Origin of the sequence: Spirillospora sp. NPDC048911, assembly GCF_043198015.1 — a bacterium.
Taxonomy (GTDB): domain Bacteria; phylum Actinomycetota; class Actinomycetes; order Streptosporangiales; family Streptosporangiaceae; genus Spirillospora.
The window spans coordinates 671,445-685,240 of sequence record NZ_JBICUD010000002.1 but is presented as its reverse complement, the minus strand read 5'-3'; the positions used below and the strand labels follow the sequence as shown (position 1 = coordinate 685,240).

Genomic DNA, 13,796 nt, shown 5'->3' with positions numbered 1-13,796 from the left:
GGCTGTTGTGCTATTTCGTTCGCTCCGCTCACGTATTAACCTCCGGAATCTTGACTCCCCCGTGCAGTAGGTCTTCACGCAGGCGCGCCGCGAACTCTGGCGAGGCCTCGCAGAGCGGGGGCCGCAGGGGGCCGCCCGGGAGGCCTTGCAGGTTCAGCGCTGCCTTGACGGCGATGGCGCCCTGCGTACGGGTCATGATGGCGGTGATGACGGGCAGCAGCCGGCGGTGGATCGCCAGCGCCCGGCCCGTGTCACCGGCGTGGTACGCGTCGATCATCTCATGGAGATCGGCGCCCACGACATGGCCGACCACGCTGACGAACCCGGCGGCGCCCATCGACAGCCAGGCCAGGTTGAGCGCGTCGTCGCCCGAGTAGAAGACCAGGTCGGTCGCCGCGAGCACCTGGGAGCCGGCGAAGAGGTCGCCCTTGGCGTCCTTGACGGCCACGATCCGGGGGTGCTCGGCGAGCCTGATCAGGGTCTCGGTGTGGATCGGCACCCCGGTGCGGCCCGGGATGTCGTACAGCATGTTGGGCAGCCCGGTGGCGTCGGCCACCGCCGTGAAGTGCCGCAGCAGCCCCTCCTGCGGGGGCTTGTTGTAGTACGGCGTGACGACCAGCAGGGCGTGGGCGCCGGCGGCCTCGGCCGCCTTGGCGAGCCGCAGCGTGTGCTCGGTGTCGTTGGTGCCGGCACCGGCGACGACGCGGGCGCGGTCACCGACCGCGTCGACCACCGTGCGGAGCAGCTGCTCTTTCTCCGCGTCGCTCGTCGTCGGCGACTCGCCCGTCGTCCCGCTGACGACGAGGCCGTCGTTGCGCTGCACGTCGACCAGATGGGTCGCCAGGCGCGCGGCTCCGTCGTAGTCGACGGCGCCGTCAGGGGTGAACGGGGTGACCATGGCGGTCAACATCCGGCCGAACGGCGAGGTCCGATCGGCCGCGGACGCCGCGTCACTCGTTGTGCTGGGTGCCATGCACCGAAGGGTACTGTTCCCGCCGGTCGGCGTGGACCCGCAGGGCCCTTCCAGTGTGTCACCAGGCCGACGTCGGACGGCCGGGGCGCGGGCCGGGGTGGCGGAACGAGAAGCGTTCCGGGTGACGGATTGTCGCCGGAGCGGGCGCGGAGGTTCCGGAAAGAAGGAAGAAGCCGCCGCCACACGCTCGGGGGTACGCGCGGCGACGGCTTCTACATCCACATCGTGGCACGCAAATGCCGCGTTACGGGGTCAGTCCGGCCAGTTTCCGGACTCGGTTGGATAACGTGCGCGCGGTCTCCGCGGAGAGCCGGGTGGTGCGGCGGTCCGGGCCGCCGTACCGGCAGGTCAGGCGCTCTGTCTCAGGGTGGTGATCTCGTGGAGCCGGGCGCGCAGCTCCTCGACGCTGAGGGTCCGGACGAGTTCGTTGCCCCGCACGGCCCACCAGTGTCCGGAACCTCCTCGGCCGAGCCGCCAGCCGGCGAACTCGGCCGACAGCTCCAGGAGCCGGTCGGCATCGTGCCACGCGGTTCGCTCAATGCTCATCGGCCTCGAGCCCCACTTCCCTTTTCCGTCCGCCAGGAGGGTGCTGGTACCCACCGAGCCTTACCCTCGGTTCGCGCCTGTGCAACAAACGCCCTGACCTGGGGAAACTCGGGAAAAGGAACGTGACAAGCAGGCTTGCCTAACCGCCAACTTTTGCTGGCCCGGGCGGCAGCCAGGTTGCCCGGTAACGGGCCCAGTCCGCCGGGCTGGTCGTCCAGTCGGCGTACACGCCCACCCCGTAGGGGCGCGCGGGCGGCCTGTCCAGCGCGTCCAGGCCCCGCCGGACGCCCCGCAGGGCCCCGGGAAGGTCCTCCGCCCACTCCATCATGGGCCGGTACGTGGGCACGCCGATGAAGACGGTCGTGCGGTCGCCGATGAGCCTGAGGGTCTGCTCGGTGTGCCGGGCGAAGTGCAGGCCGACCAGCGAGCGGGTGGGCAGCGACACGTCGTACGTCATGATCGCGACTTGGTCCGACCGGTCCGCGATCTTGACGAGGAAGTCCCGGGTGGGCCGCGGCGGGTAGTGGGTCCGGCCCCAGCCGCGCGGCAGCAGCGCCTCGTACACCGGCTGGAGCGCGTCGACCGTGGTGAGCTGCTCGATGGCGACCGACAGCAGCCGGCCGCGGGCCCGGGTGAGCGCGCGGGTCTGGTCGAGCAGCGTCAGGAAGCCCTGATCGTCGGGATAGATCGGCTCGAAGTCGTAGTGGATCCCGGTGAAGCCCAGATCGAGGAGGATCGCGTCGGTCTTCAGCACGCGCTCGCGTACGGCCGGATCGTCCAGGTCCACCAGCCCGTGCCCGTCCACCTTACGAATCTGCCCCAGGTAGGCCTGGGTGCGGACGGCCGGCGCGTACTTGCGCATGGCCTCGATCAGCTTCCCGGCGTTGCGGTACTTGGCCGGCGGGACGCTCCCGTCGGGCTCGAACGGCCCGGCGTGGAAGTAGACGTCGGTGATCCGGTTCTCGCGGAGGAGCCCCGCGAACGCCCGGTACTCGTCCTCGGTGTGCGCCTCCCCCACCCACTGGTGCCGCGCCCAGAGCGCGTTCACCTCGGTGCCGCGCGCCGCCGGCTCCGGCTCCGGCTGCCACCACACCCAGGCCCCCGCGATCACCAGGGCCGCCAGCCCCAGCACGTACGCGGCCAGCCAGGCGATCTTCTTGAGTACCCCGCAGATCATGCTCATCACCTGGACAGACGCTCCGGAACCCGGTCAAGTTCACGCGGAGCCGATCGAGGACCGGCCGGGGCCCATCGGGAGCCGTCACCGCATCGGTGATCTTGGCCGCATCCGGCCAAGATCACCAATTGGGGCGTCCCGCGCGCGGGGCCCCGGTTCACTGCGGACCATGATCAACATCACCCGCCGGCAGGCGTTCGGGCTGCTCGGCGCGACCGCGCTGGCCCCCGCGCTGCCCCCCGCGCTCGGGCCGGTGCGGCCCGCCGGCGCGGCCTCCCGCCGCGAGCCAACCTGGGAGACGCTCGTCCCGGCGAGCTCGTTCACCGACTACGCCGCGTTCCACAAAGCCTGGAACTACCTGTACCCCTGGGGCGACACCCACAACGGCGCGGCCAAGATGCACGGGAGCGCGACGGACCACAGCCAGGTCTCGCTCTCCGGCGGCGTCCTGACCCTGAAGGCGACACGCCTCGCCAAGGCGGACGGCCAGAGCACCAGCGACCCGAAGGCGCCGCTCTGGTACCGCTCGGGCGCCGTGCACGCCAAGGAACTGATCGTCATCGACGACCGCTTCCCCGAGTACGAGATCCACGGCGAGTTCCGGGCCCAGACGGGACGGGGGATCTGGCCGGCCTTCTGGATCGCCGGCGCCGACTCCGTCTGGCCGCCCGAGAGCGACATCCTCGAATACGTCGGCAACGGCATCAACCTCTTCAACACCTTCAGCGACCACGACCGCGATCCGGAGACCGAGGAGACGCTGGAGCGGACGCAGGTCGATCTCACTTTGCCGGCCGACCCGGCGGACCCCGGAAGGCCCAGGAATCCCGACGCCTGGCACTCCTACCGGGTGAACATCGTGAAGACCAGCGCCACCGACGTGGCCCTGAACTACTACCTCGACGACGTCTTCTACGGCAGCCCCGGCCACCATGTCGGCCGCAACTGGGTGGGCGTGCCGATGAACTTGATCATCAACCTGCAGATGGGGTCTTGGTCGTCGTTCACCGAGGACGAGCCCTGGAACAGCCCCGAGTGGCCCGCGCAGCCAGGGCCCTCCGGCGACACGTTCTTCCGCGCCCGGAACGTCTCGGTCAGCCGCGGCCGCGCCTGATCACCATCACCGTGAGCCCCTGGCCCTCGGGCCTCACCGGGACCAGGGGCCGCTGGGATCAGAAGACCGGGATGATGTCCTCGGGGTCGATGACCTCGACCGTGACGCCGTCGATGTCGAGCTCGGGGATCGCGGGGAACTCGATGCCCCAGCGCTCCACGATGGCCCGGACGCGGGCGATGGCGAGCTTCCAGTTCTCCGCCTGCTCGTCGAACGAGAGCACGCCGAGACCGGCCTCGCGGGCGTGGTTCATCAGCACGCGGTGGTTGCCGAGGAAGTACGGGGGCAGGTCCCAGAAACCCTCCGGCGGCTCCCAGAGGATCATCGAAAGGAAGACGAACCCGGCCCGCAGCTGCTTGGTGATCTGGCCCTTGACGTCGTCGTTGAGGCCGGGCCACTCGTTCTCCAGGATCGTCATGCAGATCTGCAGGTGCCGGGACTCGTCGCGGCCGATGTGCTGGAACATCTCGCTGAACAGCGGATGCGACGTGCCCGACGCCATGCCGCGGAAGAGCGTGGACGCGGCCATCTCGCCCATCATGAAGCTGGTGAACAGCACGGCGAGCGAGTACTTGCCCACGGCGCCGCTGTAGCCCTGCCAGTAGCGGCCGCCGTTGTGGTAGAGCCAGCCGATGTTGTTGTGCGCGGCCTTCTCCAGGTCGGTCTGCGGCGTCCAGTCGAGCGGGCCGCCCGGCCACAGCGCGGCGATCGCCCGCTGGCAGCACTCCTCGTGGTTCATCTCGTCGCGGGTGATCGAGAAGAAGCACTTGCGGACCGGGTCCTCCTCGTGCTGCTCGAACGCGTGGATGGTCGCCCGGGCGAACACCGCGGGCCCGGAGGCGTCGAAGTTGGCCAGCACCGCGAACCAGTACATGATCCCGAGCCGCTGTTCCGGCGTGAAGTCCCCGGCGCGCAGGCCGTCCCAGGGCAGGTCGGACGGGTTCCAGACCACGCGCTTGGACTTCTCGTAGATGGCGGCGAGCTTGGCCGTCTCGACGCGCCACTCCATCGGGTAGATGTTGGGCTGCGGGATCTCGGGGGCGGGCCAGAACCCGCCCTCGGGAACGGTCAGCTTGTCGGCCATGCGCGGCTCCTGACGTCTGGCAGGCATCACGGCTTTGTGACGCTGACCCTCTCATCGTGCGTGACCACGTCATACCCCGCAAGGGGCCCGGATGCCCGGCGCACGCGGGTGCGCTGGGTGAGGGCGACGCAGACCAGTACGCCCAGCGCCGCCAAGCCGGTGGTGGCGTCGACGAGCTCGTCCAGGACGAGGCCCGACCAGAGCAGCGTCAGGATCGGCTGGGTGAGCTGTACCTGGCTCGCCTGCGCGATCCCGATCCTGGCCATGCCCGCGTACCAGGCGAAGAAACCGAGGTACATCGAGCTCAGCGCCACGTAGGAGAACCCGGCGACGGCGCGTCCGGTCCACTGCGGCCCGGTCGTCGCCAGCAGCCAGAACGTCACGGGGACGGTGATGGGCGCGACGAGCACCAGGGCCCACGAGATGACCCGCCAGCCCGCCATCTCGCGCGCCAGCCGCCCGCCCTCGGCGTATCCGACGGCGCAGACGGCGAGCGCGCCGAACAGCAGCAGGTCCGCCGTCGTGAAGCGGCCCGCCCCGCGGACGAACGCGAAGCACGTGATCCACCCGGCACCGGCGCCGCTCGCCAGCCAGAAGGCCCGGGACGGCCGTTCGCCCGCCCGCAGCACCGCCATGACGGCGGTCGCGGCGGGCAGCAGGCCGACGATCACCGCGGCGTGGGCGGACGAGGAGCCGCGGTCCAGCGCGAGCGTCGAGAGCACGGGGAAGCCGAAGACGACCCCGCCCGCGACCGCCGCGAGCCCGGCCCACTGGCGGCCCCTCGGGAGGGGCGCGCGGACGGCCAGCAGCGCGAGCGCGGCGAGGGCCGCGGCGACCGCGGCGCGCCCGATGCCGATGAGGTAGGGGTCGAGCCCGCCGAGTGCGAAGACCGTCGCGGGCATCGTGAAGGAGAAGGCCAGCACCCCGAGAGCGGCCAGCCCCAGGCCACCGAGCGCTATCGACGAGGGAGCAGTAGCGCTATCGTTGTTTCTCATGCAACAGGATAGCAGTGTGGCCACGCTCGCCGATCGTCTGCGCACCGACCTGGGCCGGATGCGCGCCGGCGAGCGGCTGCCGTCCAGCCGGACGCTCGTCGAACGGCACCGGGTCAGCCCGGTCACGGTGTCGCGGGCGCTCGGCATGCTGGCCGCCGAGGGCCTCGTGGTGACCCGGCCCGGCAGCGGCACCTTCGCCGCCGACCGGCCCGCGCCCGCCGCCGGACCGGCCGATCTGAGCTGGCAGTCGGTCGCGCTCGGCGATCGCTCCGTCGACGCGAGCGGCGTGTCCTGGCTGCTCACACAGCCACCTGAGGGCACGATCCCGCTCAGCGGCGGTTACCTGCACCCCTCGCTGCAACCGCTCCGGGCGATGGCCGCGGCGGGGGCGCGGGCGGCACGGCGGCCGGACGCGTGGGAGCCGCCGCCGTTGAACGGGATCGCCGGGCTGCGCTCGTGGTTCGCCCGCTCGGCCGGAGGGGATCTCACCGCGGCCGACGTGCTCATCACGGCGGGCGGCCAGCAGGCGCTCACGTCCACGTTGCGAGCGCTACTCCCTCCGGGAGCCTCGCTGCTCGTCGAATCCCCGACCTATCTGGGCGTGCTGGCCATCGCCCGCGCGAACGGCCTGCAGCCGGTACCGGTGCCCATGGACGCCGATGGTGTCCGGCCCGATCTGCTCGCCGAGGCGTTCGCCATGACGGGGGCGCGGGTCTTCTACTGCCAGCCCACGTTCAACAACCCGAGCGGCGCGCGCCTCACGGCCGGGCGCCGCGCGCACGTCCTGGCGGTCGCCCGGGCCGCGGGCGCCTTCGTGATCGAGGACGACTTCGCGCGCCATCTGGCGATCGAGCCCGCGCCCGCTCCGATGATCACGCACGATCCCGACGGCCGCGTCGTCCACATCGCCTCCATGACCAAGGCCACGTCCGCCAGCATGCGGATCGCCGCGGTGATCGCCCGCGGTCCCGTGGCCGAGCGCGTCCGGGCGATCCAGATGGTCGAGGGCTTCTTTCCGGCCCGCCCGCTCCAGGAGGCCCTCCTCGACCTGGTGAGCTCCCCCGGCTGGCCACGCCACCTGCGGGCGGTCCGCACCGCCCTGAAATCCCGGCGGGACGCGCTCCTGACCGCTCTCGTCCGGGAACTCCCCCAGCTGCGCGTCGACCGCCCGGCCGGCGGACCGCATCTGTGGGCGCGGCTGCCGGACGGCATCGACGACGTCGCGCTCGCCGAAGCCGCGCTGCGGGCCGGAGTCCTGGTCAGCGCCGGCCGTCCGTTCTTCCCCGCCGAGCCGCCGGGCCCGCACCTGCGGATCAGCTTCGGGGCGGCGACGTCGGAGGCCGAACTCGCCGAGGGCGTCCGCCGCCTCGCTCAGGTGACCACGTCGTAGTGGGTGACGGCCCAGTCGCGGTCGACCAGATAGCGGTCGTCGTCGGGGTAGTAGACGGCGCGCTCGGGATCGTCGCCCGCGAAGGCGCGCACGGCGTCCCACGACTCCCAGAACGTGACGAAGCAGAACTCGGTGTTGTCGCCGACGTCCCGCCGGGTCAGATGGACGCCGCGGTTGCCCTCGGTCTCCCGGTAGCCCACCAGGCCGGTGCGCCTGAGATATCCCTCGTACTCGTCGGCGTCGGAACGCCGGGTCCAGCCCTTCCAGACGCGCATCAGCACACGCGACACTCCCCTCGCTCGAACACCATCCACAACGTTATGACGGTGTTCCCCTCGATGCAACCACTCAAAACCGAATACCGGTGTCGCCTTGGTAGACTGAGCGGGTGACCGAGACATTCCGCGCCGCCCTGCTGCTGCGGGACTTCGTCAACACCCTCGACGTCGAATGCGACGCCGACGAGCTCGCCACGCCCGCCAAGCTGGCCGAATGGCTCATCGGTCACCACCTCCTCGCACCCGGTTCCGCCGCGGACGAGCGCGTCCTCGCGACGGCGATCGATCTCCGCAAGGGCCTCCGCGAGGCCATGCACGATCACCACGCCCCGTCCATCGCGCCCCTCCCGCCCGAGCTGGACGCGGCGTTCGCAAGGCTCCCGCTCCGGGTGACGCTCACTGGGCCAAGCCCCTCCCTGGCCCCCGTCGGTACCGGCGCCCCGGCCGCCCTCGCCCGCGTGGCCGCGGCGGTCATGGAGGCGTCGGCCGACGGAAGCTGGCCCCGCCTCAAGGTCTGCCTGGAGCGCACCTGCCGCTGGGCGTTCCTCGACACGTCCAAGAACCGCTCCCGCAACTGGTGCTCCATGCGAGTCTGCGGCAACCGCACCAAGACCCGCGCCTACCGAGCACGCTCAAAAGCCGCCCCGGCGTAATGGCCCGCAGGCCCGCGCGACCCGAGGACGTGGAGGAGGCTCGCTACGAGCTCGGCCTCTAGGCTGGGGCCTTTCGACGAGAGGACGACCCATGGCCGATGTGGGCGTACGGCCCGCCAGGCGGGCGGACGCCGCCGCCGTCGCCGACATCCAGGTGCGCGCGTGGCGCCAGGGCTACCGGGACATCCTCCCCGCCGCCGCGCTCGCCGAGGTCACCAGCGCGGACGCGCAGAAGGCCTGGCGGGAACGCTGGGCGGAGGCCGCGAGCACGCCGCCGAGCCCCCGGCACCGGCTGCTCGTCGCGGTGTCGTCCGACCTGGTCGTCGGCTTCGCCGCACACGGCCCGGCCGAGGACCCCGACCACGACCCGGCTCAGACAGCGGAACTCCTCACCCTGCTGGTCGACCCCGTCCACGGACGCGCCGGTCACGGCAGCCGCCTGCTGGCCGCCACGGTGGACCTCCTCCGCGACGACGGCTTCGGCACGCTGATCAGCTGGGCCTTCGAGGACGACAAGGTGCTCCGCACGTTCCTCGGCTCCTCCGGCTGGGCCCCCGACGGCACCGCCCGCACCCTCGACATGGGCGAGCCCGTCCGCCAGATCCGCCTCCACACCGACATAGCCCCGGAGTGAACCCGCCCACGAGATCGGCCGTACCGCGAGTGTGACCAAGGACACCGACCGTCACGCGAGTGCGGACCTGAGCTGGAGCGAGCCGCCAGGCGAAGCTTCACGCGAAGATCGCGAAGCGATGCGCACTCGCACGCTTCGCGGTTCGGAGGGTGAGCCGCCAGGCGAGCCCTTCGAGGCCGGAAAGCCATAAGTGGAGGGTCCGTGAGAGGCATTGGTGAGCCGGGATTATGTTTGAAGCCGAGTGCTTCGGGATCGATTGATCGGCATCGGGACTTCCTTTGACTACCTCTGTGACGCCGCCGCGCGCGCCCGCGGCCGGGACGCCGCCCGACCGGCGGCGCTGGCTCGCGATGGTCGTCATCAGTTCGGGCGTCTCGCTGATCGTGGTGGACGCGACCATCGTCGGGGTGGTGCTGCCCCAGATGGTCGACGGGCTGGGGCTGACCACGTCCGACGCGGAGTGGGTCAACTCGGTCTACTCGCTGGTCTTCGCGGCGCTGCTGATCCCGTTCGGGCGGGCGGGTGACCTGTTCGGGCGGCGCCGGATGTTCGTGGCCGGTGTGGCGGTGTTCATGCTGGCCAGCGTGCTGGCGGCGGTGGCGCAGAGCGGGCCGCAGCTGATCGGCTCGCGTGCCCTGCAGGGCGTCGGCGCGTCGATGATCATGCCGGCGACGCTGTCCACGGTGAACGCGATGTTCACCGGCAAGGACCGGGCGGTCGCGTTCGGCATCTGGGGTTCGATGATCAGCGGCATGGCCGCGCTGGGGCCGCTGCTCGGCGGCGCGCTGGCGTCCGGCGGCGGCTGGCGCTGGGCGTTCGGCGTCAATCTGCCGCTGGGGGCGCTGCTGATCGCCGGGGCGCTGGCGCTGATGCCCGAGACCCGGCTGCCGGACGGGCCGCGCGGGATCGACTGGCTCGGCGGAGCGCTGGCGGTGCTGGGGCTCGGCGCGCTGGTCTGCGGGCTCATCGAGGGGCAGACGTACGGCTGGTGGACGGCGACCCGGCCGTTCGGCTGGCCGACCGGGGGGCTCTCGCCCGTGCCGATCGTGCTGGCGCTGGGCGTCGTGCTGCTGGCCGTGCTGGTGGTCGTCGAGCGGGCGCGGGCGGCGGCGGGGCGAGCGGTCATGCTCGATCTGGACCTCTTCCGGATCCCCAACTTCCGCCGCGGCAATCTGGCCGCCGCGCTGATCAACGTGGGCGAGCTCGGGCTGGTGTTCGTGCTGCCGCTCTTCCTGCTCGGCGTGCACGGCACGGCGCCGTTGCAGATCAGCCTGGCGATCCTGCCGCTGGCGCTCGGCGCCTTCGTGTCGGGCGGGTACGCGGGGCGGCTCGCCAACAAGCGCGGCGCGCATCGGGTCGTGCAGATCGGCATGGTGCTGGAGGTCGTGGCGGTCGTCGCGCTGGCTCTGACGATCAGCGCGTCCACCGGCGGGCTTGGCCTGGCGCCGTGGATGCTGCTGTACGGGCTGGGCCTCGGCCTGACGTCGGCCCAGCTCACCAACGTGTCGCTCGCCGACGTGCCGCCCGCGCAGGCCGGCCAGGCGTCGGGCACGCAGTCGACGGTCCGCCAGGTCGGCGCCGCGCTGGGCATCGCGGTGATCGGGACGGTGTTCGCCACCAGCCTCGGCCACGCGATGAGCGACCGGCTGGAGGAGTCGGGCCTGCCCGCGGAACGACGGGCGGCGATCGCCGGGGAGCTGCGGGAGAGCGCCGGCACGTACGCCCGCGAGCTGCACGGCACACCGGCGCTCGCGGCCGCCGCGGATGAGAGCCTCGCCACAGCGGCCCGGCGGGGAGCCCTGACCACGGCGGTGATCCTGGCGCTGGGCCTCGGATTGTCGTTGCGGCTGCGCCCGAGCAGTGATCAACATCGGCGAGAATCGGAACCCCTGTCGTCCCACGAAAACGAACGGTGACTGTGGCCACGCTCTCGCAATGGGTCGCCGGCTCCCGGCCCCGCACCCTCCCCACCTCCCTCGTCCCCGTCGTCGTCGGCACCGGCGTCGCGATCGGCGCGGGGCACGCGGTGTGGTGGCGTGCCGCGCTCGCCGCGTTCGTCGCGCTGATCCTGCAGATCGGCGTCAACTACTCCAACGACTACAGCGACGGCGTGCGCGGCACCGACGAGGAACGCGTCGGCCCGCTGCGCCTCGTCGGCGCCAAGGTCGCCAAGCCGAAGCAGGTGCTGGCCGCGGCGCTGGGCTGCTTCGCGGCGGCGGCGGTCGCCGGGCTCGCGCTGGCCGCGGTGACGACCTGGTGGCTGCTGCTGGTGGGGGCGTTCGCCATCCTCGCGGCGTGGTTCTACACCGGGGGCAAGAACCCGTACGGCTACCGGGCGCTCGGCGAGATCTCGGTGTTCGTCTTCTTCGGCCTGGTCGCCGTGGTCGGCACGGTGTACGTGCAGGTGGAGGACGTCCCGTGGGAGGCATGGGCGGCGGCGGTGCCGATCGGGCTGCTCGCGTGCGCGCTGCTGGTCGCCAACAACCTGCGCGACATTCCCACCGACAAGGTCTCTGGCAAGCGCACCCTCGCGGTCGTGCTCGGCGACCGGTGGACCCGCGTGCTGTACGCGGCGTGCACGGCGCTGCCGTTCATGATGGTGCTGGCCCTGGCCGCGCCGCACCCGTGGGTGTTGATCGCGCTGGTCGCGGCGCCGCTGTCGGTCCCGCCCACCCAGAAGGTACTGAACGGGGCGAACGGCCCCGCCCTGATCCCCGTGCTGGGCGAGACCGGTCGCCTGCAGATCGCCTACGGCGTGCTGCTCGCCGTGGGCCTCGCGCTCTGACTCATCGCGGGGTGCCGAGGTCCCAGACGATCTCGGGTGAGCCGGCGTCGGCGAGCGCCTTGTTGACGGCGCTGAACGGCCGGGTGCCGAAGAACTTCTTGGCGCTGAGCGGGCTCGGATGCGCCGACTCGATCACGGTGTGGTGCACGCCGGTGATGAGGCGGGCCTTCTTGCGGGCGTAGGCGCCCCACAGGACGAAGACGACGCGTTCGGGCTTGTCGTTGAGCGCCCGGATGGCGGCGTCGGTGAACTCCTCCCAGCCCTTGCCCGCGTGCGCCCCCGCCTCGCCGCCGCGGACGGTCAGCACCGCGTTGAGCAGCAGCACGCCCTGGTCGGCCCAGGGCGTCAGGTCGCCGGTCTTGGCGACCGGCACCTCCAGGTCGGACGCGAGCTCCTTGTAGATGTTGCGCAGCGACGGTGGCAGCCGCACTCCGTCGCGCACGCTGAAGCTCATGCCGTGGGCCTGCCCCGGGCCGTGGTAGGGGTCCTGGCCGAGGATGAGGACCCGCGCCTTGTCGTACGAGCAGTGCCGGAACGCGGTGAACAGGTCTTCCTGGGGCGGGTAGACCGTCTGCGTCGCGTACTCCTGCGCCACGTACGCGCTCAGCGCCGCCGTCGCGATCGGGTCGAGCAGCGGGTCGAGCCGCTCACGCCAGTCGTCGGACAGCAGTTCCATCAGGTCGAAGGACATTCGGGCCTCTCCGGGGAAGTGGTCTTCGGCTACGCACGAGCCTATTGCGGAGGTCTGACACGCCAGGGCGAATCACCGGCGGGAAGCCCGACCAACTCTAGGATGAAGGCATATGCCCGACTCCCCCCGCAGGTGGCATGTCACCGTCTTCGCCACGCTGCTCCCCACTCTCGCCCTGGGCGCCGCCGGGTGCGGCGGGTCCTCCGGGCACACGACGCTGACGGTGCTGGCGGGTTCGTCGCTGACCGACGTCGCGGCCGAGCTCGGTGCCGCCTACCAGCACGAACACCGGGACGTGACGGTGCGGTTCATGTTCGGCGGCTCGCAGGAGATGGCCGGCCGGGTCGCCGACCGCGATCCCGGCGACGTGCTGATGACGGCCGACGAGGCGAGCATGGACGCGGTGGGGCGCTATCTGACGGGCCGCCGCCGGATCGTCGCGCTCGGCTCGCTCACCATCGCGGTCGCGCCCGGCAACCCCAAGCGCATCCGCGGGCTGCGGGATCTCGGCCGCCGTGGCCTGCGCGTCGCGGTCGGCGCCTCGACGGTCCCGGCGGGACGGTACGCGCGGGAGGTCTTCTCGCGGGCGGGGCTCACCGTCCGCTGGACGTCGGAGGAGATCAGCTCGCGGGCCGTGCTGGACCGGGTGCGGGGCGGCGAGGCGGACGCGGGGCTGGTCTACATCACCGACCTGCGTTCCGCCGGGGCGGCCGCGAGCAGCGTCCCCATCCCGGCGAACGAGAACGTCACGGCGACCTATCCGGCGATGGCCGTGAAGGACACCGACAACGAGGAACGCGCGCTGCCCTTCGTCACCTGGCTGACTTCGCCGACCGCCCGCAAGCTCTTCAACAAGCACGGCTTCGCCACTCCCGCCACGTCCAGCGCGCCTCCGTCCGGAGAGTGAGCGTCAGGCTCGCTCGGCGCGGGGCAGGGCTCTCCGCCGGAGCGTGCGTCAGGCGCGCTCGGCGCGGGCCTTGAGCGCGGCGTTCATGGCCGCGAACTCGTCCTCCATCCGCAGCTGACCGGCGGCGACCGGGACGAGCGCGCCGGTGAAGCGCTCGCCTTGGGTCAGCCGGACCTTGCCGTCGCCGGCGGGCTCGATGAGAAAGTAGTGCTCGCCGTCGACGATGCCGGGGACCCACATCCGGCCGATCCAGCGCAGCTCCCGGCCGGCGTCGGCCTTGAGGATCTCGGGCTTGAACGTCATCACGCCGCCGTCGTTGTCGCGCAGCTTGTTGTCGAGCTTCGTCCCCTTCCGCGCGGTGCCCTTGACGCTGACCATGAACGGATTCCACTCGGGATAGCGCTGGAAGTCGGTCAGCACCTGCCAGACGGTGCCGGCGGGCGCCGCGATCTCGACGGTGGTGCGGACCTCGTGCGGCTTCAGCTCGCCCCAGGCGAAGAGCGTGCCGGCGACGGCGACCGGGAGAGCGGCGGCGACGAGAGCGATGCGACGGATCTGCACGGGTACGT

The 13,796-nt window shown here is 71.7% G+C and carries 15 protein-coding genes; 7 read left to right on the top strand and 8 right to left on the bottom strand.

From position 1 onward, the window contains the following. Positions 1 to 28 precede the first annotated feature (28 nt). The 3 genes from dapA to ACGFNU_RS10410 form a co-directional block, all read right to left on the bottom strand. Positions 29 to 973, bottom strand: coding sequence for a 4-hydroxy-tetrahydrodipicolinate synthase (dapA, locus tag ACGFNU_RS10420; RefSeq protein WP_392592093.1), 945 nt, complete (start codon positions 971 to 973; stop codon positions 29 to 31). Positions 974 to 1,321: 348 nt separating this feature from the next. Beyond that, entirely contained in the window at positions 1,322 to 1,519 is a 198-nt protein-coding gene (locus ACGFNU_RS10415; protein ID WP_392592091.1) for a hypothetical protein, read from the bottom strand. A gap of 139 nt (positions 1,520 to 1,658) precedes the next feature. After that, positions 1,659 to 2,696, bottom strand: coding sequence for a hypothetical protein (locus ACGFNU_RS10410; RefSeq protein WP_392592090.1), 1,038 nt, complete (start codon positions 2,694 to 2,696; stop codon positions 1,659 to 1,661). Between the two features lie 169 nt (positions 2,697 to 2,865). Between ACGFNU_RS10410 and ACGFNU_RS10405 the strand changes: the two genes are divergently transcribed. Next, positions 2,866 to 3,810: a hypothetical protein gene (locus ACGFNU_RS10405; RefSeq protein WP_392592088.1), complete on the top strand. Its 945-nt coding sequence runs from the start codon at positions 2,866 to 2,868 to the stop codon at positions 3,808 to 3,810. A gap of 58 nt (positions 3,811 to 3,868) precedes the next feature. On the opposite strand, the gene ACGFNU_RS10400 is transcribed toward ACGFNU_RS10405, so the two are convergent. After that, on the bottom strand, positions 3,869 to 4,894 hold the full coding sequence (locus ACGFNU_RS10400; protein WP_392592087.1) for a hypothetical protein: 1,026 nt from the start codon (positions 4,892 to 4,894) through the stop codon (positions 3,869 to 3,871). 26 nt (positions 4,895 to 4,920) lie between these two features. Then, complete coding sequence (locus ACGFNU_RS10395; RefSeq protein WP_392592085.1) at positions 4,921 to 5,889, bottom strand: DMT family transporter; 969 nt, start codon at positions 5,887 to 5,889, stop codon at positions 4,921 to 4,923. Between ACGFNU_RS10395 and ACGFNU_RS10390 the strand changes: the two genes are divergently transcribed. Beyond that, positions 5,888 to 7,279: a PLP-dependent aminotransferase family protein gene (locus ACGFNU_RS10390; protein ID WP_392592083.1), complete on the top strand. Its 1,392-nt coding sequence runs from the start codon at positions 5,888 to 5,890 to the stop codon at positions 7,277 to 7,279. The genes ACGFNU_RS10395 and ACGFNU_RS10390 overlap by 2 nt on opposite strands. On the opposite strand, the gene ACGFNU_RS10385 is transcribed toward ACGFNU_RS10390, so the two are convergent. Continuing rightward, positions 7,261 to 7,554, bottom strand: a complete 294-nt coding sequence (locus tag ACGFNU_RS10385) for an antibiotic biosynthesis monooxygenase (RefSeq protein ID WP_392592081.1) — start codon at positions 7,552 to 7,554, stop codon at positions 7,261 to 7,263. The two genes, ACGFNU_RS10390 and ACGFNU_RS10385, sit on opposite strands and share 19 nt — an antisense overlap. A gap of 113 nt (positions 7,555 to 7,667) precedes the next feature. Here ACGFNU_RS10385 and ACGFNU_RS10380 point away from each other — a divergent pair, with 113 nt between their 5' ends. The 4 genes from ACGFNU_RS10380 to ACGFNU_RS10365 all read left to right on the top strand — a co-directional run bounded on the left by ACGFNU_RS10380 (position 7,668) and on the right by ACGFNU_RS10365 (position 11,629). Further along, positions 7,668 to 8,210, top strand: coding sequence for a CGNR zinc finger domain-containing protein (locus tag ACGFNU_RS10380; protein ID WP_392592079.1), 543 nt, complete (start codon positions 7,668 to 7,670; stop codon positions 8,208 to 8,210). Positions 8,211 to 8,301: 91 nt separating this feature from the next. Further along, the gene (locus ACGFNU_RS10375; protein WP_392592077.1) at positions 8,302 to 8,844 is read left to right on the top strand and encodes a GNAT family N-acetyltransferase; all 543 of its coding nucleotides are present in this window, start codon (positions 8,302 to 8,304) and stop codon (positions 8,842 to 8,844) included. A gap of 290 nt (positions 8,845 to 9,134) precedes the next feature. After that, positions 9,135 to 10,760: an MFS transporter gene (locus ACGFNU_RS10370; protein ID WP_392592076.1), complete on the top strand. Its 1,626-nt coding sequence runs from the start codon at positions 9,135 to 9,137 to the stop codon at positions 10,758 to 10,760. 2 nt (positions 10,761 to 10,762) lie between these two features. After that, positions 10,763 to 11,629, top strand: a complete 867-nt coding sequence (locus ACGFNU_RS10365) for a 1,4-dihydroxy-2-naphthoate polyprenyltransferase (RefSeq protein ID WP_392593492.1) — start codon at positions 10,763 to 10,765, stop codon at positions 11,627 to 11,629. 1 nt (position 11,630) lies between these two features. Here the strand turns inward: ACGFNU_RS10365 and ACGFNU_RS10360 are convergent, their stop codons facing one another. Further along, positions 11,631 to 12,320, bottom strand: coding sequence for a uracil-DNA glycosylase (locus ACGFNU_RS10360; protein ID WP_392592074.1), 690 nt, complete (start codon positions 12,318 to 12,320; stop codon positions 11,631 to 11,633). 112 nt (positions 12,321 to 12,432) lie between these two features. Between ACGFNU_RS10360 and modA the strand changes: the two genes are divergently transcribed. After that, positions 12,433 to 13,227 (top strand): molybdate ABC transporter substrate-binding protein, encoded by a 795-nt coding sequence (modA, locus tag ACGFNU_RS10355; RefSeq protein WP_392592072.1) that lies wholly within the window; start codon positions 12,433 to 12,435, stop codon positions 13,225 to 13,227. Between the two features lie 48 nt (positions 13,228 to 13,275). Here modA and ACGFNU_RS10350 read toward each other — a convergent pair whose 3' ends face one another. Beyond that, on the bottom strand, positions 13,276 to 13,788 hold the full coding sequence (locus tag ACGFNU_RS10350) for an SRPBCC family protein (RefSeq protein ID WP_392592070.1): 513 nt from the start codon (positions 13,786 to 13,788) through the stop codon (positions 13,276 to 13,278). Between the last annotated feature and the right edge of the window lie 8 nt (positions 13,789 to 13,796).